The following is a 23,792-nucleotide window of genomic DNA, read 5'->3' as shown; positions in this document are numbered from 1 at the left end:
CACGCTGCAGACTGCGGCCGCGCGGCTCCGACAATTGTGCGACCGCCTAGCCGAGCTGGACCCGCACTACGACTTTCGCATCACCGCCGGCCCGGGACCGCACACCGGAATCGAAGTCCTTCCCGCCTATCCCGGAGCCGACCGTGACCAGCCACTCCACATCGCGCTGAGCATCACGGACCCCGACACCCCGGAGGGTAAGTCTGCCGCTTCGGAATTCGAGCGCTGCCAACGGTACGGCGACCGCATCGAGCTGCCGGCAGAAGAGCAGGGTCGGGCCGTTGGACAGCTCGTCCTTCACGGTGCGCAGGATGACCCGACACCCGGCGCCTCGAAATCCCTGGAGTCGATTAAACCATCCCGTTGATGACCTGTCGGTCTTCCACGCGAGGCCGCCCCGTAGCGGCCCCGAGTATCAGCGGAGCAAGTAACTCCCACTCCTGGTCAGTAAGTTCATGACGACCTACCACGACAGCATGATCTACCACCCAGGTGATCCTTGAAGACGGACCCTAGGGCCTGTCTCTTCGATCACGATCGGAGCCAGTTGAGGAGTGCGGAGGCTGTCACGGTGCCGCCGGGCTGGACGTGGCCGCGCGGTGGTAGCGGGTGATCGCGACCCACGGGTGGCTACTCAAGTCCACCGAGGTGGAGGAGATCTTGGAGCTCACCGAGCTTCGCGGTCGACAGGGCTCCCACCCGCTCGATCAGGTCTTCCCGGGTGAGGCTGACCAGCCAAGTGCAGGGGATGAGGCCTGGACGCGGGAGTGCGACTCGCAGGACACCTTCAAGAGGTAGTCCTTCGGAGGCGCCTACTGCCAGCTCAGCGGCAACGCCGCTGAGCTCGGTGCCCGCAGGATCGACGACCTGCATCGCCCGGACCTCGGATTCTGCTTCCCCCGAGAGCAGCACGACCAGGCGCCGCTCGCCGAAATCCGCCCACCAGACTTCGCCTCGTTGCATAGGTCCTCCTGACACAGAACGGCGGGCGAACGCTGCTGTGCGCCCGGTTTCGAATAGCCCATTGTCGGTCCCAAAAGCTCCAGCCGATCACGAGCGGAGCCAGATGAGGAGTGCTGCGGCGGTGACGGTGCCGAGGTAGACGTATCCGCGCTTGGCATACCGGGTGGCCACGGCTCTGAACTGCTTCAGCTTTCCGATGGCCCGCTCCACCGTGTTGCGATCTTTGTACCGCTCCTTGTCGAAGCCCAGGGGCCGTCCTCCTCGTGAACCCCGGCGTAGGCGGGCGGCCTTGTGGTCCTTCTTCTCCGGGATCACATGCCGGATCCCGCGCTTGCGGAGGTAGGCGCGGATCATACGGTTGCTGTACGCCCTGTCGGCTCCGACGCTGTCCGGCGTGCGGCGAGGACGCCCGAGCCCCATGCGGGGAACTCGGATCTTGTCCATGACCGGCTCGAACTGGGTGCAGTCCGCCCGCTGTCCCGGCGTGATGAGCAGGGACAGCGGGCGGCAGCGGCCCTCTGCAGCGATGTGGATTTTGGTGGTCAGCCCGCCGCGGGACCGGCCGAGGGCTTCACCTGCTGTACCGCCTCCTCCAGCAGGTCGCGCAGGCTCACCACCGCCGGCAGTCGTTGAACCGAACTTTGCAGAGCCCCTTTTGAGGAGCCCGGCGGTGCGGGCGGTGGGCCCTTGGGCGACCCCGCGGCGTGCTGGTGAGCACGCGCAACGGTGGAGTCGACGTTGGATGTTCCAGTCGATGCCGCCATCGGCATCGGCGACGGACTGGACGTGCTGCAGGAGCCTCTCCCAGGTGCCGTCAGCCGACCACAGCAAGTGCCGTTTGTGAGCGGTCTTCCACGGCCCGAAGCGTTCGGGCAGCTCTCGCCACTGCACTCCGGTGCTCAACCGGTGCATGATCCCGTTGATCACCTGTCGGTGATCGCGCCACCGGCCGCACCGGTTGTTGCTCACTGGCAGCAGCGGTTCCAGCACAGCCCACTCGGCGTCGGTCAGATCCCCCCGACTCATCATGACCAGAACAACGAGCTGCATGATCGAAGAGACACGCCTTAGTGCGCAGGCGCGGAGGAGTCACGTGTCCAGCCGGGCGCCAATCCCGTCGAGGACCATGCCGAGGAGCCGTTCGAACCGCCGGTCGCCGTCGTCGCGGAGGTGCCCGGCCTCCTTGACCAGTGACGCGCCTTCGCCGAGCCAGGCGTCGCGCTGGTCGATCGAGTACCGCGACGGATCGGCCCCGACGGCCTGGCGCCTCTCCTGCTCCTCAATGACGAAGCCAACGGCGAACGCGGTGACCAGGTCGATGGCGTCGTCCGCGTCGGCGGACTTCCAGCCGGACGCGGTCCAGCGTTCGAACAGCGGCTCCTTCATGCGGACCACATCCGGGTCGGTGATCCGGGTGCCGCTGAAGATGCGGGCCCCGTCGCGGTGGAGCAGGTACTCCGAGCGCAACACGCGGCCGTAGGCGGCGAGGTCGTCGCGCCATCCGTCGCCCGGCGGGACCGCGGCGAGGGCGTCAGCCACCCGGCGCATGACCTCGGTGGCCATCTCGTCGAGCAGCTCCTGCTTGTTGCGCACATGCCAGTAGAGCGCGGAGGGGCGGACGTCCAGCCGGGAGGCGAGTGTACGGACGGTGAGGGCGTCCATGCCCTGGTCGTCGAGGAGTTCGAGCGCCGCCGTGACGATGTGCTCCCGGGTGATGCCCTTGGTCATGGTTGACACCTTAACAGCGTTCAGGAATGCTGGCCACAGCACTGAACTTAGTTAAGGAGTGCCCGTGATGCGTGCTGCAACCTTCACCGCGCCCTTCTGCGCCGACTTGCCCGAGCCGACGGTCCCGCCCGGTCCCGAGCCCTTGCACCTCATCGGAGCCGGCCTGGTCAACAACGGGCGCGGGCTGGCTACCTGGCGGCACTACGGCCGCGGCCGGATGAGGTATCCGCCGGTACGGGCGACTGGTCCACACCGAGCGCGCGCGTCCGTCCTTCGGGACGACGGTCGGGCGGCTGGTCGCTGCCTTCCGGAAGGAGGTTCCGGCGGGGGCGGATCCACTCGCGATCGCCGCGGGCATGAACCCCGGCCTGTCGCGCTGGATGACCCTCCCCGCGCGACGCAGGGAAGTGGGAGCGTTGGACACCGTACTGGTGCTGGACGCCACGGAATGTCGGGCAGCCTTGCCGCACAGGGGGCACTGGCTTTCGGGGCAGAGCGGGTCATCGCCGCCGGGCGCGATCCGAAGGCGCTCGGGCGGCTGCGCGGCGCGGGAGCGACGACCGTGTCGCTGACCCAGGACGGGCCCGACGCTCTGGAGCAGGCTCTGGCCGATGCGATGTCCGAGACGTCGCCCAGGCTCGTGCCGAACTGCCTGTGGGGGCCTGTCACCAAGGCCTTCTTCGCCGCGCCGCTCAGCAACGGCGAGAACACCGGGGCGAACACGGCCCACGTCTAAATCGGCTCGTCCGCCGGCTCGGAGGCGTCGCTGCCCGCGGACCTTGCTGCGCAGCCCGCGAATTTGGATCACCGGGAGCGGCGTCGGATCGCGGTCAGTCGGGGAGATGCTCGCCGAGGCGCCCGAAGTCATGGCCCGCTGCGCCTACGGATCCCCGCAACTGCCCCACACCGCGTGCCCGTTGGGGTCGGTGAGGCATGGGCACACACTGGCCGCAGCCGCGTCGCCGTCGTGGCGGATCGAGCCATCCATCCATCAGAACGTAATCGGAGAAAGGAAAGCCATGCAGAAGAGGGCACTAGTGGTGGGGCTCGGGATCGCGGGGATGTCCGCGGCCATCGGGCTGCGCCACGCCGGTTGGACGCCGGTGATCGTCGAACGGGCACCCGAGCGGCGTACCGGGGGCTACTTCATCTTCATGTTCCCGGAGGGAGTGCGAGCCGCGGCCGACCTGGGGATCGCCGACCACCTGCACACCCGCAACCCGGAATGGCGACCGGGCGGGAACTCGTGGTCGGTGGATCGCCGGGGCAGGCGGAAGCCGGCTCTGGGATTGCTGGACGCGCCCAGCGGGCTGGCAGCAGTGCTGCGCAGCGACATCGAGGCCGCGTTGTGGCAGGGCATCACCGACGACGAGACCCAGGACGCCGTCGAGGTGCGGTTCGCGACCACTCCGGCCGAGATCACCGAGGGCGCCGACGGAGTGCGGGTCCTGCTCGAGGACGCCGGCACCGGGAAGCAGTACCGCGAGGACTTCGATCTCGTGGTCGGCGCGGATGGGATGCGCTCGAGCGTGCGCCGGATGGTGTTCGGTCCGGACGAGGACTACCTGGCGAACTGGAAGGCCATGATCTGCGCGTTCCAGCTGAAGGAGCAGGTGCCCACGTACGAGGCGAGCGACAGCATCATCGTCTCGCGCCCCAAGCGTGCGATGTGGGTGTTCGGACTCGCCGACCACGCGCCCTGCGCGTGGCTGACCTACCGCACCGAGGACATCCCCGACCGGTTCGCCGGGCCGTCGATCGAGCAGGTGCGCGCGGCCTTTTCCGGGATGGAGGACGACCCCGTGGTGCGCCACGTCCTGGACTCCCTGGAGCAGGCCCCTGACCACGTGTTCGATTCGATCCACCAGGTGAAGATGGACCGGTGGAGTACGGGGCGGGTCGTGCTGGTGGGAGACGCGGCCTGGTGCATGAACACCTACTCGGCCATGGGCTCCTCGTCCTCTCTGCGCGGTGGCGCCGCACTGGGCGCGGCCCTGCAGGAGCACCCCGACGACCTCGCCGCCGCCCTGGACGCCTGGGAGGCAGGGCTGCGTCCCTACATCACCAGCCAGCGGCGCTCCGCACGGATCAAGCAACAGCGGTTCGTGCCGTCCAGCCGCCCGGTCCAGGTGCTGGTTTCGGGCGTTCTCGATCTGGTCCGCAGGGTCGTCCACCGCCGGCTGGCGGCGGAGTTCACCGAGGCTGCGGCTCCGACTGCGGCCGCTGTCCCCTCCGGCACGACGCGATGACAGCCATGCAGAAGAGGGCGTTGGTGGTGGGGCTCGGGATCGCGGGGATGTCCGCGGCGATCGGACTGCGCCGGGCTGGTTGGACACCGGTGATCGTCGAACGGGCGCCCCAGCGGCGCACCGGGGGCTACTTCGTCGGGCTGTTCCCGGAGGGCCGGCAGGCCGCGGTCGACCTGGGCATCGCCGACCACCTGCACACCCGCAACCCGGAACGCGCGGCCGGCCCGAATGCGTGGTCGGTGGATCGCCGAGGCAGGCGCAGGCCGGCTCTGGGATTCCTGGACCAACCCGGAGGGCCGGCAGCAGTGCTGCGCGGCGACATCGAGGCCGCGCTGTGGCAGAGCATCACGGGTGTCGAGGTGCGGTTCGCGACCACTCCGGTCGCGATCACCGAGGGTCCTGCCGAGGTGCAGGTCCTGCTCGAGAACTCCGACACCGGTGGCCAGTACCGCGAGAGCTTCGACCTGGTGGTCGGCGCGGACGGGATGCGCTCAAGCGTGCGCCGGATGGTGTTCGGTCCCCACGAGGACCACCTGACCACGTGGAACGCGATGATCTGCGCCTTCCAGCTGAAGGAGCAGGCGCCCACGTACGAGGCGAGCGACAGCATCATCATCGCGCGCGCCAAGCGGGCGGTGTGGGTGTTCGGGCTCGCCGACCACGCACCCACCGCGCTGCTGACCTACCGGACAACGGCCATCCAGGAGCAGTTCAGCGGGTCGCGACTCGACCGGCTGCGCGCGGCCTTCTCCGGGATGGACGACCCCACGGTGCGCCACGTCCTGGACTCCCTGGAAGAGGCCCCTGACCACGTGTTCGACTCGGTACACCAGGTGCGGATGCCGCGGTGGAGTACGGGGCGAGTCGTGCTGGTGGGGGACGCGGCCTGGTGCATGAACCTCTACTCGGGCATGGGCGCCACGTCCTCGCTGCGCGGTGGCGCCGCACTGGGCGCGGCCCTGCAGGAGCACCCCGACGACCTCGCCGCCGCCCTGGACGCCTGGGAGGCAGGGCTGCGTCCGTTCATCACCAAGCACCAGCGCGCCGCGCGGCTCAAGCAGCAGATGTTCGTCCCGTCCAGCCGTCGGGCCGAGGCGCTGCGCTCGGTCCTCGTCGGTTTGGCCCGCAGGATCCGCGGCCGCCGGCCGGCGACCGAGGCGGGCGGTCCGCAGGACATGACGCTGTCCGGCACGTCGCGGTGACGACGGTGTCCGCATCGACGAGGGACGACGCGTGTCACCGGACCTGGTGCATCGAGGACATCGTGGTGGCCGCGGGCTCGCGCCCCTTCTCGTGACGATTCGGCCCTGCCGATGATGCTCGGCCTGATCCTCTTCCTGCTCGTGCACGGCAGCATGACCTACGGCCGGCGCGGCGCCGGGGGTTCTTCGCCTGCGCGACCCGGTGGCGTTCGTGTTCGAGGCGCCGGCCATCGCGACGGGGTTCCCCTCGGCTTCTTCACCCACGACGGGCCCGATCCGGAGTTCCTCGGCGTCCCACCCAGGGTGCCGCTCTGGCCGTCGCGCTTGGCGGTGCCTGCCTGGCCGACATCGGGCCAGCATCGCGAGGAGACATTCGTATTGGCGTCAAATGTCAAGGGCGCCGGTGAATCCGGCACGACCTCAGTACAGCCCCATTGCCGTTGCGAAAAACCGCCGTTGGCAACCCTAGACCCATGCTTTTAGCGCGCATATCGCATACAGGCAGACGAAACGCCCGTCATTTTTGTTGCGCCACGACTCTCGTCGGCCGGTCGGTGCCCCCAAAAAGAGGATTCAGAGGATGTTGGCCTGGAAGCTGCGCCTCGCCCTTCCAGTGGCCACGGCCGCCGTCGTGGCCGCCGTCATACCGCCAACAAGGGCACCTACAACTTCGCCTGCCACAAGCACTGACAGCCCAGGTGCGCCGCCGAGTAAAGGACGATACTGCGGCACGCTCATCGAGAAACGAGGAGAAATTGCTGAAATCGCTGGTGCGTAAAAACCTGGCCATTGGGCTAGTGATCACGGCCGTCATTACGACGCTGTCAGTGATTATGGCGGACGACGGCAGCAAGATGGAGGAATTCAAAATGTCCCTGATGGTGGGCTTTTTGGTGACGGGGGCAGTAACAGGGGGCACCTGGCTGCTGCAGCGGAAACGTTCGGCACCGTGACGGGCGCTGGAGCACCGGTCCGGCCATGCCGGCACTCGCCCACGGCGTGGCGGCCTCGCTCTCGCCGCACCAGGCGGGCCGGAGCTCCGGTCTGGGCATCACAGCCCGGGGTGCCCGCACCGCCCTGGGCGATGCGGCCCGCCGACATCATCCTGTCCGCTCGCGTCGGCCTGCGCCGGACGCCGTGCCGGCGGCGATGCCGGCCGTGTGCGCCGGTTACAGGGACGCTACCTCAACACGCACTATCGCGAACTCTCGCAGACGCGTACTATCGCGTTGCGCCTCCCGCCGAGTACGACACCCCGCCCCGTTGAGGAGCCCTGCATGCCCGCTGTTCTGAACCCCGTCCTCGATCTTCTGACGGTACGCGGCACCGTCACCGAGGCTGAGCAGCTCACCGCGCGAATGCGTCGGCTGCGCATCGACGGCGGACAACTGGCCGGTCTGGAGGTCCAGCCGGGCCAGCAGGTGCGTGTCCTGGTCGGCGGACTCGCCCTCCGTACGTATTCGATCTGGCACTACGACCCGTCCGGCGTCGTCGAGTTGTGCGTACTGGACCACGCAGGGAGCGGACCGGGCGCCCGATGGGGCCGTGCCGTCGCACCGGGCGAACAGGTGCGGCTGCGACGCCCCGAGGGCACCTTCACGCTGCGCCCCGATGCCGCCCGCCACTTCTTCGTCGGCGACGAGACGGCCTCGGTCGCGTTCGGTGCGATGCTCGCTGCACTGCCCGGGGAAGCCGTCGTCTCCGGGTGCATCGAGATGGCGACAGCCGCGGACCGGCTGCCCCTGGCAGGCGGCGACCGGCTCGACTGGGTACTCCGGGGCGAGACGTCACTGCCGGACGCGGTACGACGACTCGCTCCCGAACCCGGCGGGATCGCATATGTCGCCGGAGAGGCACGGGACGTGCAAGCAGTGCGGCGGGTGCTCGTCCAGGAAGCGGGCTGGGGCCGGCGCGCGGTCCTGACCAAACCGTTCTGGACGCCAGGCAAGAAGGGCATGGAATGACGGCGGGGCGTACTCCTCCGTCCGCCACTCGTCTAGCTAGGTGGGACCGGCGCCTCCGAAGAGCCCGCCGCGGACACGTCCACCGGGAACTCCTTCCAGCACGCGGTACGGCTCGGGCGCTTGGCCGTACGCCCCCCGGAGAACGGCGGAGTCGCCGTTGTGGGCCGAGACCGCGAGGACGACCAGGACACTCAGTCCCCTTCCGTTCCTCGCCCGCCCCCTCGGAGGCCTGTTCCTGGGCGTGCTCGGCGACCGGCTGGGACGCAGAGCCGTCCTCGTCCTCACCCTGCTCATCATGGGCTCCGCCACCGCTCTGATCGGTGTGCTGCCCACGTACGACCAGATCGGGATGGCCGCGCCCGTCCTGCTCATCCTGCTCCGGCTCGTGCAGGGCTTCGGAGCGGGAGGAGAGTACGCCGGGGCCGTCGTGCTCTCCGTCGAACACGCCGACCAGCAACGTCGCGGAGCCGCCGGAGCATGGGCACCCGTCGGGTACGCCACGGCCACGCTGCTGGCTGCGGGGGTGTTCCAGCTGTTCCTGCTGATGCCCGACGACCAGTTCCGTGCATGGGGCTGGCGCATACCCTTCCTGCTCAGTCTCGTCGTCGTCGCCGTCGGCTACCTGATCCGACGGCGGATCAGTGAGACACCGGCCTTCGAGAAGGCACAGGAGCCACAGACACCTCAGCGGCTGGATCTCTTCGCGGCAATGCGCCAGGAGCCCAAGAGCTTCCTGGTGGTCATCGGCGCCCGTTTCGCCGAGAACGGGTTCGCCTACCTCTTCCCGGTCTTCGGCGTCGCCTTCGTCACCACGGAGCTCGGAGTGAGCGGCAACGTGGCTCTGGGGGCTGACGTCGCGGCGGCCGCACTGGAGGTGATCACTATTCCGGTCTATGCGCGGTTGTCCGACCGGGTCGGACGACGGCCCGTGTACCTGGCCGGAGCGATCGGCTCCGTCGTGTGGGTCATCCCCTTCTTCCTGCTCGTCGGCACCGGCTCGACCTGGGCGGTCATGCTCGCCTTCATCGTGGGGCTCGGCGTGGCATACCCGAACTCTTCGGAACGCGCACCCGCGGGACATCGAAACGCCGGCGCCCGGCGAGACTCCCGCAAGTGAGGGACATCAGGAGACAGTCCCCGAAGTGCATGCGCCAGTCGAGAACATTAACCGGTGACCACGTGGCAAGCCGCGACGTCCTGCCGCGGGCAGGTACCGCCGTGGGCTGGACGCGGGGCCGACATGGTGGTGCATCGGTGGTATGCGGAACGGGCCCCGGATGATCGGCTGATACCCGCGTGGTCGACTGAAACCTGTGGCGCCCGAGCGAGTTCAGGCGCCACGAAGTCGCGCCGTGTCCCCCAGCACGATTCACGCTCACCGAATTTGTCATGCTGAACTCAGCCACGGTATCCGTCAACCAACTGGAGCGGGGACGGACCCTGCCAACCCTGCGCCCGTCCCGTTGCCAGTTCGGAACTGCTACGTCTTCGAGGACTCCGTCGGTCCCGTCCACGCGACCGGACAGGCTCTGCCCCGGGTGGGACGGCGGCCATGACATCGACGCCGGTCTCCGCCTGGAACCCGCCCCAGGACACACCTCGGGTTCTTCCGTACTCACCCTGGATTCCAAGGGCGACCGCGCCGTCCTCGTCGGAGATTTCCTCCAGGTGATCGGTCATGGCATCACCAGGCGGTATCAGCCGCTTGCCCCCGGCGCGGGTGGCCCGCCGATGGTCCCCTCTCGGCCTTGGACACCCGCCCCCGACAGAGTGCCTTCGAGCACGTCCCGGAGTTGTGACCGGGCGGTGATGCCCAGCTTGGGAAACACACGGTAGAGGTGCGAGCCGACCGTGCGCGGCGAGAGGAACAGCTTCTCGCCGATCTCACGATTCGTCAGTCCTCGGGCTGCCAGCCACACGATCTGCTGCTGCTGGGGGCTGAGTTCGGCGAAAGCACTGGGCACGACGCGGCTGGCTTCGATACCGGCGGCGCGCAGCTCTGTCTGTGCCCGCTCGATCCACGGCCGCGCTCCCAGCCGCTGGAAGGTTGCGAGGGCGGCGCTCAGCAGCGGGCGGGCCTCGGCGATGCGGCGCTGCCGCCGGAGCCACTCGCCGTAGTCAAGCCGTGTCTGCGCCCGTTCGAACGGCCACTGCTCACCTGTGGCGTCCGCGAGCGCCGCCTGGAAGTACGGCTCCGCGAGCTCGGGATCGGCCAACAGGGCGCGGCCCCGGGCGATCAGCGCGGCTACCCGCGCCGACATCCCCGTACCCAGGCGTCGCGCCGACCGCTCCAGCAACTCCGTGACGTCCCCCTGCCGCCCTCGGCGGACGGCCGCCGCGGCGAGTTCGGCCAGGACGGTGTAGGAGACGTGGTAGTGGACCGGATCGCCGTCATCGGTGAAAGCGGCGCGGAACTGCGTGTACGCGGTGTCGTAGTCTCCCTCGGCCACGGCCGCCATCCCCAGAGCCCGACGTACGAAGACCGCGACGGAGCGGCTCTCCAGCGGATCGACCAGGGCCAGCGCCTGCTCGGCGAGCCGGCGTGCGGCGGCCGTGTCACCGAGCAGGCTGAGCACCGTGGAGTCGAGTCCGCGAGCACACGCCTCGGCGTGGTGAAGTCCGGCCGACGATGCCATGGCGGCGATGTCGGCCGCCACCGACCGGGCCTCGGCCCACCGACCCTGCTCCAGATAGGTCCAGCCGGCCGCGCACCCCAGTCCGTCCGGGAGCGGTCCATGGGCCTGCCACCGGTCGAACGCCTCGTCGAAGGTCTTGGCGGCCAGGGGGGTCTGGTCGAGGAGCCAGGAGACGATGGCAAGCATGGTCAGGCGCTTGGCGTCGTCCTTGGCCTCGGCGATCAGGCCGGGCAGCAGCGGTCCCAGGGATGCTCCTGCGCCGCTGGGGTCCGAGACGGCCAGCACCCAGGCGTGCAGGGCTGCCCTGGCGTCATCGTCGGGCACGTGGGAGAGCAGGCCCTGGATCTCCCGCTGCTGGAACTCCTCACCCGAGTAGTAGCGGACCACGGCCGCCGCGGCGAGCGCGTCCAGTACGCGAGGCGACCGGGCGACCGCCGCCTCGCGGGCGACCCGCAGGAGCATGGTGAAGGCCGCCGTGTGGTGCTCGCCCATGGCCATGAGCTGCCCGGAGGCCAGCGATGCCTCGCCTGTCAGTGCCGGGTCGTCGGTGGACTCGCGGACCTCGGCGGCCAGGCGTTCCACCCAGCCGAGCTGACCGGTGAAGACGGCTGCGGCGGCGGCTTCCGTCAGGAGTCGCGCCCGGTCCTCGCCGCGTGGGCTCAGTTCCGCGGCGCGCTCCAGAGCTGCGGCTGCGGCCGCATAGCCACCCCGGCGCCGGGCTCGGTCGGCCGTCTGTTGCAGGGCGGCCGACACCTCCTGATCGGGGAGCAGGGTTGCGGCGGCGAGATGCCAGGCTCGGCGGTCGGGCTCCTCACGCAGCAGCTCCGCGAGATCGAGATGCGCCCGGCGGCGTTCCTCGAAGGACGCGGCATGGTAGACGGCCGAGCGGATGAGCGGGTTGCGGAAGACGACCCTGGGGCCCTCCTGGCGTACGAGACCGGCCTGCTCCGCGGGCACCAACACCTTGTCGTCCGCCTCGGGGAGTCCCATGGAGGCCGCCGGCGCATCCGTCGCACCGGCGGCAGCGAGCAGCAGCAGGGTGCGGCGGGTCGGTCCCGGCAGGTCGGCCGCGTGCTCCGCGAAAATCTGCTTCAGCCGGTCGGTGAGCGGCAGTGGGCCCTCAATGCTGCTGCCCTCGAGTTGTCGGATCGCGGCGACGCGGGCGAGTTCCGCCAGGGCCAGCGGGTTGCCGACCGCCTCCTCAAGGATCCGCACGCGGATGCGGCCGGTGGGCGGCGTCGGCTGCTGGTCGAGCAGCCGGTTCGCCGCCTCGATGCCCAGTGGGCCGACCTCGAGGCGCTCGTATCCCTTGTCGAACCCGGGCAGCGCAGCCGCGGTGCGGACTCCCACCAGCAGCGTGACGGGTTCGCTGTCCATGCGTCGCGCCACGAAGGAGAGAACGTCCAGTGTTCCGCGGTCGATCCACTGGGCGTCGTCGACCACCACCACCAGCGGGTCGGTTTCCGCCAGGTCCGACAGCAAGGTCAGGACCGCCAATCCGACGAGCATGGCGTCGGGCGTCTCGGCACAGTCGTCGAGACCCAGAACGGCGCGGAGCGCGGAGCGCTGCCGCGACGGCAGGCTCTCCATTTCGCCGAGCACCGGGCGCAGCATCTGATAGAGACCGGCGAACCCGAGGTGCGTCTCGGATTCGCAGCCCACCGTCCGCAGCACTCGGCGGCCCGAGCTTCGCGCGTGGTCCACCGCGAGGTCGAGCAGCATGCTCTTTCCGGCACCGGGCTCGCCCGTGATGATCAACACGTCGCTGTGGGACCGGTCGGCGCCGACACGCCGGATGATTTCTGCGGTCTCGGTTTCTCGGCTCACCACCGCCGGAGCGGAATCCCGCGTCGAGCGTTGGTCCGCACGAGCCCTTCCATTGTTTCGCACGGATGCTCCAGGGAATTGAGAATTTCCCAGATGATAGCGCGCCCCGAACCGGGGCAGTGCCCGCAGATGCCGCTCACCGGGCTCGGGCCGTCTTCAGCCGTCCAAACACACGCATTACCCGAGATATTCCGGCCGTCGCCTTGTCGGTTCGCCACAGAACGGCGCCCGACCCCCTGCCGTACGGGCTCCCGGCCGGGGCGTCGAGGCCGCCGCGGGGGAGAACCGGCAGGCGCACGCGCTCTCCGCCCGTGGGTGAGCGGCACCGATGCAGTCATGTGACGCATACCTCAGAACGTGTGACCGGACACAGAATCGTGATGCGCGCACGGTCGTGCCTCCCCCGGATCGGCGGGGCAGACACGACCGGCGCCGGCGGTGGCGCGCTTCCGCGCAGAAGACCACCGAAGCCGCACATCTCTGACAGGAAAGGTCGCTCTCATGGTCACCGATGGCTCGTGGCTGGTGGGACTCGGGTTCCGCACGCCTTGCGGTCGACTGGTACGCCACTTCTACGTGATCGACCGCGCAGCCGATGCGGAGCACGCCCGCAAGGCAGCTTTTGGGAGAGCCGACCACCCGCGGGAACGCGCAGCCCGCGCCGATCTGCGGCTCGAGGACGGGTGTGTCGAGATACGCCGGGTGTTCCGCGATCCCATGGGCAGCCGGCGACTGTCCGTCCCAAGTACGTACACCGCTCACCACCTCGACGCCTGAGCACTCGTTGCTCTTTCACTTGCGATTTCGGCGGCGTTTCCCATCTCAGTCACGTGACTGATACCCATTGATTGTTCCTTGAATCACCATGGTTATAGCGGCCGCGATAACACGAGCTCGGCCTTATCACAGTCCTGGCGGCCTCCCATGGCCGGCGCAATAGGACGTCATGTGTGGACTTCATCGGAGTGCAAAAAAATGGATAGCGAAAATCATTCACGTTCCCTGAGCCGGCGTGGCTTCGTCGGAATGACCGCGGGCATCGGCGCGGCGGTCGGTGCCGCCGGCCTGTTCGGCAGCCAGCTCCCGGCGTCCGCCGCCGAACGCCGGACGCGGGTCCAGACGATCGAACTGGGCAAGGTCACCATCACCCGTGTCGTCGAGTTCAGCGGTCCCGTGGGCCTGACGTCGCGTCAGTTCTTCCCGGACAGCGCGCCGAAGCTGTGGCAGGAGAACGAGAACTGGCTGAGCCCGGACTTCTGGAACTCCAGCACCGACATGGTCAGCTCCGCCCTGCAGACCTGGGTCCTGCGTAGTGAGGGCAAGACGATCCTCATCGACACGGGCGCCGGAAACGACAAATACCGTCCCTACGCCAAGCAGTGGCAGTACATGGACACCGACTTCCTGCGCCGCCTCGCCCGCGCCGGAGTGAGACCGCCGGACGTCGACATCGTCGTCAACACCCACCTCCACAACGACCACGTCGGCTGGAACACGCAGCGCGAGGACCGCGACTGGGTGCCGACCTTCCCCAACGCCACGTACGTGATCCCCAAGGTCGAATTCGACTTCTGGAACCCCCTGGGCCCGGTCCAGCCGAAGTACTGGCAGGGGAACCAGAACGTCTGGGAGGACAGCGTGCTCCCGGTCCACAACGCCGGCCTGGTGAAGCTGTGGGAGGACTCGCACACCCTGGACGGCAGCCTGAAGCTGCATCTCGCGCCCGGGCACACTCCCGGCTCCTCCGTCCTCCGGCTGGAATCGGGCAAGGAGAAGGCGCTGTTCACCGGCGACCTGCTGCACACCCCGCTCCAGCTCGAGCACCCCGAGTTCAACAGCTGCTTCGAGGAGGACGAGAAGAAGGCGCTCGCGACCCGGCGCCGTGAACTGGAGTGGGCCGCCGACAACAAGGCCCTCGTCCTGCCCGCCCACCTCCCCGGCCGCGGCGCCGCCGAGGTGGAGCGCAACGGCAGCTCCTTCAAGATCAAGGAGTGGGCGGGCTTCAGTCACAGCTGAACCGGCCGCAAGGAGCGCCCCGCGCTGGGAGCCCCACCCACCACCACTCCGGCGATGAGCGCCTGAGGCCCGCGACCGCTGGGCGACGAGCGGGGCGCCGGCACCCGCACCGGTCCGGCGCCCTGCGACCGCCCGCGGGCACACGGGCGCTTTCAGCCCGCCCTGGCCGTGGGGTGGTCCGGGCCCTGTCGCTGTCCGGCGTCGGCAGTCAGCCGTGGCGGGCACCGACGGGCAAGGCCCCTGCGCGGGCGCACCCTCCGTGTCGCGCTGCAGAACCCGGCCGTCACCTGCGAGGTCTGGCCTCCCGGGATACGCGGGCCTCCCGCTGCGCCGCACAGCACCGCCGTCGAAGCCGGAGCACGCGGGACGCGGCTCGGCGCATCGGAGAGCGCAGCCCGTCTCCCGTCTCGGTGACGGGCTCCCGTGCCCGTTCCGTCACGAGCCTCCGGAAGCAGTCGCCTGACGCATACCGGACGGGACCCCCACTCGTCGAGACTGAGGACGCGGCAATGAGTCGGTCGGGACCTCCAGACCCCTCTCATCGCCGTCCGGCCTGTCGCGGTGACGTAGGCCCCCGCGCGGACGACCGCCACGCAGTGGCTCCGCGCCGTCAGCCGCAGGCACGACCGTCCACAGGTGGAAGGATGACGGAGAACCCCATGGTGGCAAGGACAGAATCGCTGTGGGACCGCTTCACCGCCATTGACCCGGGGCTGATGCGTCTCACCTCCGCGATGCGCGCCGTGCTCGGCGCCACCGCGACCCTCGCCGTGCTGACAGCGCTGCACGGGTCCGACACAGCCCTGCTGGCCGGCGGTTTCACCGCGATGGTGACGTCACTGGCGATCAGTGACCTGCACCCGCGCAACCAGCTCATCACGCTCGGGCTCGGGGCTCCACTCTCCCTCGCGGCCCTGTCCGCCGGAGCCGTGCTGACTCCGTACGCGACGGCAGCCAAAATGCTGTTCCTGCTGCTGATCTATCTGGCCGTCCAGGCCCGCCGATTCGGCGCGCGAGGGCTGGGGCTGGGGATCTTCGGCTTCATGGCCTTCTTCTTGTCGCAGTTCGCCCAGGCCCGAGTGGTCCAGCTTCCGCAGCTCGGGGCAGCGGTGCTCATCGCATTCGGGGCCGTCGCGACCGTGTGGTACTGCGCGGGCCCCAGGACGACGTACGGCGTCCTGACGCGGCTGCGGCGCGCCTTCGACGGGCGAGTGCACGATGTCCTACGGGACACAGCCTTGATGATCGCCGCTGGTCAGGACGTCCACACTCGGAGTCGTGCGTTGGAGCGCCGCCTGGACAGGCTGCACGCATCCGTGCTTCTGATCGAGGACTTCCTCGATGAAGGCGCGGTCGACCGGGCCACCGACGACCTGCTACTGCAGCACATCTCTCGTGTCGAGGTGGCTGCGCAGCGGCTGGCCGTGCTCACCGTCCGCGCGGCCCGAACGCAATCGAGCCTCAACGACCTGGGCGAACGGACAGCGCGCCAGCAGCTCACGGGACGGATTCAGGTTCTCCGACACCAGCTGACCGTTGGAACGGCCCCTCCCTCCAAGCACTACGAGGAGCAGCGTGAGGACGGTCCGGCACCCCGGCCGGCCGAATCCGCACATTTGCGGGACTACTTCCGAGCAGTCGACGAACTCACCGCGGCCCTGTGGGCTCTCGGCCCGCGCGTCGGCCTCCGGCCGGAGTGGGGGACGCCTCCTCGCGAGCCCGCTCCGCAGCGGAGGCAAGCCTTCGCAGTGGAGCGGAGCGGGGAAGGGGACACGGGAAGCCTGAAGCGCGCAGCCACTCGACAGGCCTTCCAGGTGACCGCTGCCTCGGCACTCGCCATCGTGGGCGGTCATCTCCTGTCCCCGCACCTGTGGTACTGGGCCGTCGCGGCGTCCTGGGTCGTATTCGTCAAGAACGAGAGCACCGGCGAAGTCCTGTTGCAAAGTCTCCGGCGGCTGACGGGCACCGTCATCGGCGTGGTGGTCGGCTACGGTCTCGCCGCCCTGGTCGACGGAGACGGCCCACTTCTCCTGGTCCTGCTGCTGGTCTGCATGTTCGGGATGTTCTACACGCCGTCCGTCGCCTACTGGGCGGTGACGTTCTTCATCACCTGCATGCTCAGCCTGCTGCTCGCGCTCCTGGGCACCTTCTCGACGCACGTGCTGCTCCTGCGCGTCGAGGAGACGGCACTGGGAGTGGCCTGCGGGGTCCTCGCCGCCGTCCTGGTTCTGCCCACCACGGTCCGCCGGGCCAGTGACGAGGAGTTGGTCAACTTCCTGCTGGTCCTCCACCACCTCCTTCGGGCCACCGCAGGAACCCCGGAGGCAGGAACACCGACGAGCTGGGTGCGCGCGGCACATGACCTCGACCAAGCGCTGGAGTCCTTCGGCAAGGCGTCTCTGCCGCTCACCCACCCGCTCAACCCGCAGCGTGGCCGACGTGATCGCGCCCGCCACCTGGTGGAACTGCTGGAGGCTGCTGCTTACCACGCACGGAGCCTGGCCGTCACGGCCGGGCGTTCTTCGGCGGGCCAGGACGCAGAGTGCGCCACCCGGCTCACCGCCGCGGCCGACCGCGCACGGGAGACCGTGACACAGTTGATCCGCATCACGCACCATCGACCGGGAATCACCTCGCGTGCAGCACGCCCCAGGGTCACCAGGGCGCTGTCGCTGCTCTCGGACGAGCGACGCATGCGTCGCCCGGAGCAGCGTCTGCTCCTGCACATCGATCACCTCGACGCGACCTTGATCGCGCTCGCGCGAGCCTTGGATCCGCTCGCCCCGGAACCCGGCCGCGCCCCGGGCCGTCGTCCGCACGACACCGGGCCACGACCGGCCACACCACGTCGCGGGACGTGCACGTCCGCGGCTGCGGCCGTCCCCTGTGCCCACCGCGCGTAGACGGCGACCGACCGTGTCGCCCGCCGGGTCGAGCAGCCCCGAAGCCTTGTCGGCCGCCACCTCTTTCCCCGGACGGCGCAGGCCTGGGCGTGGGCCGGTGGGCACGGATCGTCGATGAGGCGCGCTCCCGTCCAGCGATCGGCGGTCCGTCGTGGCCAGGTGCAGTCACGTGACGCATACCGCGGCACGGGCCCGGTGCCGCAGCATCGTGGTGCGGGGTCGCTCACGGAGCGGTCGTACTCGCCGGGAGGCGGCCCTGTCGCCACCCGGCGAAGGCTCGGACACCGCAGCCTCGGCCGTCTCCCACCCGGGTGGGCGTCGGGCGGAAGCGGATGTCGAGCCCATCCTCCGGCTGCGTGCCGGCACGTCGAAGGCGCCCCGACCCGCGGAGGCACCCCGTTCCCGTAATGAACAGCCGCTCCTCCGCATCCGTGCCGCACCACGGTCCCGAGCGTGCGGATCCGATCGAACTGGAGATCAATCATGGATACCATCACCCTGGGCGATGTCACGATGACTCGTGTCTGGGAATACTTCGGCCCCGTCGACATGACCCCCGAGGCGTTCTTCCCGGAGAGCCCGGCCCAGGCGTGGGAGACCCACCGTTCCTGGCTGGTTCCGGACTTCCTGGACGCCGAGACCCGGATCGTCAACACCGCGATCCAGACGTGGGTGCTGCGCAGCGAGGGCAAAACCATTCTGGTCGACACCGGTGTCGGCAACCACAAGGAACGCCCCTACGCGCCGGTGTGGAGCCGCCTGAACACGAATTTCCTGGACAACCTCGCCCGCGCCGGGGTCCGGCCCGAAGACGTCGACATCGTGATCAACACCCACCTGCACATCGACCACGTGGGCTGGAACACCCATCTCGACGGCCGGACCTGGGTGCCCACGTTCCCGAACGCCACCTACCTCATGCCCAAGGCGGACTTCGACTTCTGGAACCCGGCCAATGAGCACAAGCCCCTGCTGGGCCGCGGCAACCAGAATGTCTTCGAGGACAGCGTCGCCCCGGTGCACCAGGCCGGTCTGACCCTGCTCTGGGAGGACAGCCACCAGATCGACGCCAACCTGCGCCTCGACCTCGCCCCCGGCCACACCCCGGGCTCTTCGGTCCTGACATTGGACTCCGGATCGGACCGGGCGGTCTTCGTCGGCGACATGATGCACAGTCCGGTCCAGATCCACGAGCCCGACGCCAACAGCTGCTTCTGCGAGGATCCCGCCGCGGCCCGCGCCACCCGGCGGAAGGTCCTGAGCTGGGCATCCGACAACAACGTTCTCGTCGTCCCCGCGCACCTGGGCGGCTCCGGCGCCGCCGAGGTGCAGCGCGACGGAGACAAGTTCGCGATCAAGTCCTGGGCCGCGTTCTCCCCGTACGCCCAGAGCTGATCAGCCGAGAGAGGCCCAACCGATGACTAACCACACAGATCCCATCGTAAAGACCGCGCAGGGTGCCGTCCGCGGTCTGCACCAGGACGGCACCGCTGTCTTCCTCAACATCCCCTACGCCGCACCGCCCGTAGGCGCCGGCCGCTTCGCGCCCCCGCAGCCGCATGCTCCGTGGGACGGGATACGCGACGCCACCGAGGCCGGGCCCACGGCACCGCAGGCCAAGCGGGACGCGTTCGGCGAGCTGGACATGTCCCCGTACTTCGGCCCCGGTTGGATCCCCGGTGAGGACTACCTCACCGTCAACGTATGGGCGCCCGAGGGAGCGTCCGGCGACCTTCCCGTGATGGTCTTCGTGCACGGCGGCGGGTTCGTGGCCGGCTCGACCCGGTCCGCGCTCTACGACGGCAGCGCGTTCGCTCGCGACGGCGTCGTCTTCGTGACCCTCAACTACCGACTGGGCATCTCCGGCTTCCTCGACCTCCCTGGCGCCCCCGCCAACCGGGGCCTGCTCGACGTCGTCGCCGCCCTGCGGTGGGTGCGTGCCAACATCGCGGCCTTCGGTGGCGACCCGGGCAACGTCACCCTGCTCGGTCAGTCCGCGGGAGCCACCGTCGTCGGCGGTGTCCTGGCCCGTCGTGAGGCGGAAGGTCTCTTCCAGCACGCCATCGTCCAGAGCGGCAGCGGGCTGGGGGCCTTCAGCCCCGAGCAGGCCGCCCGGGTGACCCGGGCGGCGGCGGAGGCCCTTGGCGTCGAGCCCCGTGCGGACGCCTTCGCCGCCGTCCCCGACGAGCGGTTCGTCGAGATCATGCCCAAGCTGGCGGGTATCGACCTGAGGACCGAGACCCACTCCGATCCGCTGATCGGCCTGAGCCCGTTCAGCCTGGTCCTGGATGTGCAGCCGGCCGACGCCGTGGCCGCGGGCGCCGCCGAGGGCGTCGACCTGCTCGTCGGAACCAACTCCGAGGAGGGAAACCTCTACCTCGCCCCGATGGGCAACTACTCCACGTCGACGGACGCCGACGTCGACGCCGCCGCGGCACGCTCGCACCGTGATCCCGCCGGACTCGTCGAGACCCTCCGTCGGGAGCGTCCGCAGGCATCCTCCGGGGAACTCCGGTCGGCCATCATGGCCGATGCGATCTTCGGCAAGGGCAGCCGGCGTATGGCCGAGGCCCACGCCTCCCAGCACCCGAGGTCGGACACGTACGCCTACGAGTTCGCCTGGCGCTCCCAGGCGCTGAACGGTGAACTGGGCGCCACCCACACCATGGAGCTCCCCTTCGTCTTCGACATCACCGCCCTGCCGCAGCTGCACGGCGCGAAGGCCATCCTCGGTCCGGTGGAACCTCCCGCCGAACTGCCGCGCCGGGTACACGCCACCTGGATCGAATTCGCCAGGAGCGGCTCCCCCGGCTGGGACCGCTACGAAACCACGCGTCGGGCCACCATGCGCATCGACAGTGAGTGGACTCTCACGGAGGACCCCCGCAGCGCGGAGCGACAGTTCTGGAGCTGAGCGCCGCCCACCCCGGGGGCCGCGGCACACGACGGCTCCCCGGGCTCCGGCAGCCGCCCTCACAGGTAGGCGCAGGCCGGCTCCGGAACGGGGCGGGCGTCCGCGTCCGCCCTCGGGGCCGGGCATGAACCGAATCGGTCCATCCGCCCCCGTCCCCACCGGATCTTGACAGCCCGGGCCTCCCGCCCCGTAGCCGGGCGGCCCCCGCCAAGGTCACCCACCGAGACGCCTCGCGATCCCCCTCACCACGGATCCGGCCGTCTCGCAGACATGCGCCTCTGAAAAGAACCGAGGAAACTCCCATGAGCAGGACCATCATCAGCACCAAAGACGCCCCCGTGCTTCCCGCTCCCCTGTCCCAGGGCGTGCGCAAGGGCGGACTCGTCCAGGTCGCCGGCCAGCTGCCCCTCGACCCGGCGACCGGGAACATCGTGGGCAGCACGGTCGCCGAACAGACCGCACAGGTCCTTCGCAACGTCACCGGGGTCCTCGAAGCGGCCGGTGCGAGCCTGGAGGACGTGCTCATCCTGCGCGTCTACCTCACCGACCCCGCTCATCTCGCCGAGATGAACCAGGCATACGCCGAGGCGGTGGGCGAGCCGTTCCCGGCCCGTACCACCGTCTACATGGCGCTTCCGCCCGGCATGCTGGTGGAGGTGGACGCCCTCGCCGCCATCGAGGGCTGACCAGGCCCATCGCAGCGCGGCCGATTGGTTGCGACGGCCCGTCCCGGATCGCTGCAGCCGATCGGCCGCGTCATGACACACGGCACCCGTGAGGGCCATCGCTGACCCGGTGGCACCCAACGGACGTCTTCGGAGAACGGAAGGGCATGACCGATCGGTTGCCACAGGCGTGCCGCGCGCTCCGCGTCACCAGGGCCGGCCTCGTGGACGCGGTGTGCGAGCTCTCGGGCCGACCGGTGCCTCCCCGGGGAGCGCATCCTGTACGGGCTCTCTACCTGCGAGTCCTCGAAGTGGTCGCCACGACAGCGCCGGGGGCACTTCAACCGGGCGACATCAGCGCTGCCGCCAACGTGCGCTCCGGCGCCCTCGACGTCCAAGTGCCGGGCCCGTCGGAGGTCGCGGCACAATACCTAGAGCAGCTGGTGGACGACCTCGGTATCGGTGATCTCGCCCAGCTCGCCCACCACGCCGCGCTCACCTGGGAGGAGGCGGCCAAGGGCGCTGCCACTGTGCTCGGCTTCGCCGGTGCGGACCTCGAGGAACCGCTGTACGAACTCGGCGCCCACTCCCTCGTCGACGACATCGCCGAACGCCCCCCGCAGCACTGGGGCCGCCTCCACACGCAGGCGGTCCGTGCCGCCCTGTACCTCTGCCTGGCGGACCTGGCCGACGCCCTGATCGACGCCTCCGAGTCCACACCCACCCCGCTGCGGTGGAGGAACGGTGCAAAGCAGGGGCAAGAGTCGGCAGAAGCTTGCATCAGTGGGGTGAAGCGCCACATCCTGGTCGACCGGGGGGAGGCTCTGCCGCCCCCGGAGATGCCGATCTGGAGCCATCCTGAGGTCGCCCCCGTCCAGTTCACCTGGAGGTGGCAGCTGCGGCCGGGGACGTCCGAGCGCATCACACACAACTGTGGGACATTTGGCACCCCGTTCGCGGCTCGCCACGCGGCCGAGTGCGCGGTCACCGCCATGGCAGCCGGCCGTTGCGACCTGTGAGCCAGTCGCCCAGCCCGTGCTGACCGTCGAGACCGATCCGGTCATCGGCGCCGACGGCGCCCTCTCTCGAGTCCGCCCGGCCGTGCCCCCCCCCGCCGTCCCGCGGTACACGGGGTGGGGTCTGTCAAACGGGCTCTGTCCCGTAGTCGGTGGTGCCGTTATGGAAGCTCAGGGTCAGGCCGGCGTTGACGGCTGCGCGGTCGAGTTCCAGACCGTTGCAGAAGCTGTGCAGGTGGGGCAGGCCGACCACCCGGGCGGCGGTGATCCACTCGGTGAGCCGGGTGTCGTTGCCCTTCGCCGGGGTCGGCAGCTGGGCGAACTCGGCGACCGGTTTGGAGAGTCTGGCCATCTCGGGGCATGCGGCGGTGAGGGTCGACAGGCCAGAAGGTTGTGACTGCCGGTATAGCCCCGGGTTTTGATCTCGCGGAACAGTTGCGTGACGGACACCGCGGGTTCGGCCGCGCGCCGGGTGCGCAGGTGTTGCGGTAGGGGTCGACCAAGGGGGGCCGGTAGCGAAGGGTGATGCATTCGACCGACGGCTCGGGGGTACGGGAGTAGCGCTTGACAGTGTTCACGGTCAGGCGGCGGGAGCATTCCAGGGTCCAACACCCCGGCCGAGGAGGTCGTGGACCTTGTGCCGGCGCTCGCAGGTGGTCTGCTCGTGGACCCCGCCGAAGAGGGTCGGGTTCACGGTGGCCCAGCAGGGGGCGTGGGCACGTACCTCGGCCAGGACCCTGCCGCACAGATTCCGCCACAGGTGCCATCAGTCGCTGACCTGCACCGCGTCGGGCAGGGCCCGGCGGATTGCCTCGGAGTAGGTGGCCGACCCGTCCCGGCACACGATCTCGACGCCGGGATCCGTGCGCGGCCAAGCTTCGAGGCCGGCGGCCTCACGGTCGGGCAGCACGTCGAATGTCCCACCTCCCCGAGCCCTGACACCCGTCAGAGGGCTGGCCACTGCCACAGGGAGCAGAACCCGGCCACCCGACAGGCGGTCCAGGAGCGGGCGGATGTGGCCGGGTATCGATACCTGTGCCGGATACCGAGGGTGAAGGGACAGGGTGAGTCGATCAAAGCGGTTGGGGAAGGAGTGCCAGGTCGGTCTCGCAGAAGTGTGCATCTCCTGGTCAGTGGCGTGGCTGCCGGACCGTGACGAGTAGGCTGGTCGTTCGTGATCGGACCGGGGAGGTCGGCGTGGACTATGGCGACAAGCTCTTTTGGCTCTCGGTCGTGATTCAACGCAAGTACGCGCAGGTCTGCGCCGAGTTCGACCTGACCCCCTTGCAGGCCACGCTGCTGTGCGCAATCAGGAACGAGCCGCGGCAGATGGCTGACCTCGCCGCGTCGTTGGGTATGACCAAGAATGCATTGAGCCAGCTGGTCGATCGCACCGCGCGGCGCGAGTTGGTCGGCCGGGCAAGCTCGGCGCAGGATCGACGGGTCGTCATGCTCAGCGTGACGCCTGCGGGGAAGGTGCTCGCCGAGGCCGTTTACGCCGAGGTCGCCAAGCGCCTGCCCGAGATCGCGAGGAACCTCGACGCCGGCGACCAGCGCGACTTCGAGCGCGTGGCCACCGCCATCGTGGACACCTCGGACCTCTCTTCGCCCACCTCGAACCAGCCCATCACACCGTGAGGTCCCGCTGCACCCGCACCTTGACGAAGTTCATGACGTGAACTAGTTTCGTTCATGCCATGAACTAGTGA

At 69.4% G+C, this 23,792-nt stretch carries 18 protein-coding genes and 2 pseudogenes; 14 read left to right on the top strand and 6 right to left on the bottom strand.

The window, feature by feature from the left end; all coding sequences use genetic code 11:
• Positions 1 to 46 precede the first annotated feature (46 nt).
• The 4 genes from ACGH7X_RS34460 to ACGH7X_RS34445 all read right to left on the bottom strand — a co-directional run bounded on the left by ACGH7X_RS34460 (position 47) and on the right by ACGH7X_RS34445 (position 2,691).
• Positions 47 to 301 (bottom strand): hypothetical protein, encoded by a 255-nt coding sequence (locus ACGH7X_RS34460; protein WP_399892967.1) that lies wholly within the window; start codon positions 299 to 301, stop codon positions 47 to 49.
• A 329-nt stretch (positions 302 to 630) separates the two neighbouring features.
• Positions 631 to 963: a type II toxin-antitoxin system PemK/MazF family toxin gene (locus ACGH7X_RS34455; protein WP_399892964.1), complete on the bottom strand. Its 333-nt coding sequence runs from the start codon at positions 961 to 963 to the stop codon at positions 631 to 633.
• An 87-nt stretch (positions 964 to 1,050) separates the two neighbouring features.
• The gene (locus tag ACGH7X_RS34450; protein ID WP_399897546.1) at positions 1,051 to 1,989 is read right to left on the bottom strand and encodes an IS5 family transposase; all 939 of its coding nucleotides are present in this window, start codon (positions 1,987 to 1,989) and stop codon (positions 1,051 to 1,053) included.
• Positions 1,990 to 2,052: 63 nt separating this feature from the next.
• Positions 2,053 to 2,691: a TetR/AcrR family transcriptional regulator C-terminal domain-containing protein gene (locus ACGH7X_RS34445; RefSeq protein WP_399892961.1), complete on the bottom strand. Its 639-nt coding sequence runs from the start codon at positions 2,689 to 2,691 to the stop codon at positions 2,053 to 2,055.
• Positions 2,692 to 3,139: 448 nt separating this feature from the next.
• On the opposite strand from ACGH7X_RS34445, the gene ACGH7X_RS34440 reads away from it, so the two are divergent.
• The 7 genes and pseudogenes from ACGH7X_RS34440 to ACGH7X_RS34410 form a co-directional block, all read left to right on the top strand.
• On the top strand, positions 3,140 to 3,427 hold the full coding sequence (locus tag ACGH7X_RS34440; protein ID WP_399892958.1) for a hypothetical protein: 288 nt from the start codon (positions 3,140 to 3,142) through the stop codon (positions 3,425 to 3,427).
• A gap of 283 nt (positions 3,428 to 3,710) precedes the next feature.
• Positions 3,711 to 4,940, top strand: a complete 1,230-nt coding sequence (locus ACGH7X_RS34435; protein ID WP_399892956.1) for an FAD-dependent monooxygenase — start codon at positions 3,711 to 3,713, stop codon at positions 4,938 to 4,940.
• Between the two features lie 5 nt (positions 4,941 to 4,945).
• Entirely contained in the window at positions 4,946 to 6,142 is a 1,197-nt protein-coding gene (locus ACGH7X_RS34430) for an FAD-dependent monooxygenase (protein WP_399897543.1), read from the top strand.
• Positions 6,143 to 6,897: 755 nt separating this feature from the next.
• The gene (locus ACGH7X_RS34425; RefSeq protein WP_399892953.1) at positions 6,898 to 7,095 is read left to right on the top strand and encodes a hypothetical protein; all 198 of its coding nucleotides are present in this window, start codon (positions 6,898 to 6,900) and stop codon (positions 7,093 to 7,095) included.
• A 324-nt stretch (positions 7,096 to 7,419) separates the two neighbouring features.
• Positions 7,420 to 8,106, top strand: a complete 687-nt coding sequence (locus ACGH7X_RS34420; RefSeq protein WP_399892950.1) for a siderophore-interacting protein — start codon at positions 7,420 to 7,422, stop codon at positions 8,104 to 8,106.
• A gap of 157 nt (positions 8,107 to 8,263) precedes the next feature.
• Positions 8,264 to 9,223: an MFS transporter gene (locus tag ACGH7X_RS34415; RefSeq protein ID WP_399892947.1), complete on the top strand. Its 960-nt coding sequence runs from the start codon at positions 8,264 to 8,266 to the stop codon at positions 9,221 to 9,223.
• 272 nt (positions 9,224 to 9,495) lie between these two features.
• A pseudogene (locus ACGH7X_RS34410) lies at positions 9,496 to 9,786 on the top strand (hypothetical protein); the annotation flags it as partial.
• A gap of 17 nt (positions 9,787 to 9,803) precedes the next feature.
• On the opposite strand, the gene ACGH7X_RS34405 reads toward ACGH7X_RS34410, so the two are convergent.
• Positions 9,804 to 12,632: an AAA family ATPase gene (locus ACGH7X_RS34405; protein WP_399892945.1), complete on the bottom strand. Its 2,829-nt coding sequence runs from the start codon at positions 12,630 to 12,632 to the stop codon at positions 9,804 to 9,806.
• A gap of 963 nt (positions 12,633 to 13,595) precedes the next feature.
• Here ACGH7X_RS34405 and ACGH7X_RS34400 point away from each other — a divergent pair.
• The 6 genes from ACGH7X_RS34400 (at position 13,596) to ACGH7X_RS34375 (ending at position 22,086) form a co-directional block, all read left to right on the top strand.
• Complete coding sequence (locus tag ACGH7X_RS34400) at positions 13,596 to 14,585, top strand: MBL fold metallo-hydrolase (RefSeq protein WP_399892942.1); 990 nt, start codon at positions 13,596 to 13,598, stop codon at positions 14,583 to 14,585.
• A gap of 644 nt (positions 14,586 to 15,229) precedes the next feature.
• The gene (locus ACGH7X_RS34395; RefSeq protein WP_399892939.1) at positions 15,230 to 17,488 is read left to right on the top strand and encodes an FUSC family protein; all 2,259 of its coding nucleotides are present in this window, start codon (positions 15,230 to 15,232) and stop codon (positions 17,486 to 17,488) included.
• Positions 17,489 to 17,971: 483 nt separating this feature from the next.
• Positions 17,972 to 18,883 (top strand): MBL fold metallo-hydrolase, encoded by a 912-nt coding sequence (locus ACGH7X_RS34390; RefSeq protein WP_399892936.1) that lies wholly within the window; start codon positions 17,972 to 17,974, stop codon positions 18,881 to 18,883.
• 22 nt (positions 18,884 to 18,905) lie between these two features.
• Positions 18,906 to 20,402, top strand: a complete 1,497-nt coding sequence (locus ACGH7X_RS34385) for a carboxylesterase/lipase family protein (protein ID WP_399892933.1) — start codon at positions 18,906 to 18,908, stop codon at positions 20,400 to 20,402.
• A 302-nt stretch (positions 20,403 to 20,704) separates the two neighbouring features.
• On the top strand, positions 20,705 to 21,088 hold the full coding sequence (locus tag ACGH7X_RS34380) for a RidA family protein (protein ID WP_399892930.1): 384 nt from the start codon (positions 20,705 to 20,707) through the stop codon (positions 21,086 to 21,088).
• A gap of 146 nt (positions 21,089 to 21,234) precedes the next feature.
• Positions 21,235 to 22,086, top strand: coding sequence for a hypothetical protein (locus tag ACGH7X_RS34375; RefSeq protein ID WP_399892927.1), 852 nt, complete (start codon positions 21,235 to 21,237; stop codon positions 22,084 to 22,086).
• A 145-nt stretch (positions 22,087 to 22,231) separates the two neighbouring features.
• Here ACGH7X_RS34375 and ACGH7X_RS34370 read toward each other — a convergent pair.
• Positions 22,232 to 23,023 (bottom strand): annotated as a pseudogene (locus tag ACGH7X_RS34370) (transposase); the annotation flags it as partial.
• 257 nt (positions 23,024 to 23,280) lie between these two features.
• Here ACGH7X_RS34370 and ACGH7X_RS34365 point away from each other — a divergent pair.
• Entirely contained in the window at positions 23,281 to 23,721 is a 441-nt protein-coding gene (locus ACGH7X_RS34365) for a MarR family winged helix-turn-helix transcriptional regulator (protein WP_399880043.1), read from the top strand.
• Positions 23,722 to 23,792 lie beyond the last annotated feature (71 nt).

Source organism: Streptomyces sp. BBFR51 (assembly GCF_044591655.1).
Lineage (GTDB): Bacteria > Actinomycetota > Actinomycetes > Streptomycetales > Streptomycetaceae > Streptomyces.
The sequence above is the reverse complement of the archived record's forward strand: the minus strand, read 5'-3'. Positions and strand labels throughout refer to the sequence as shown.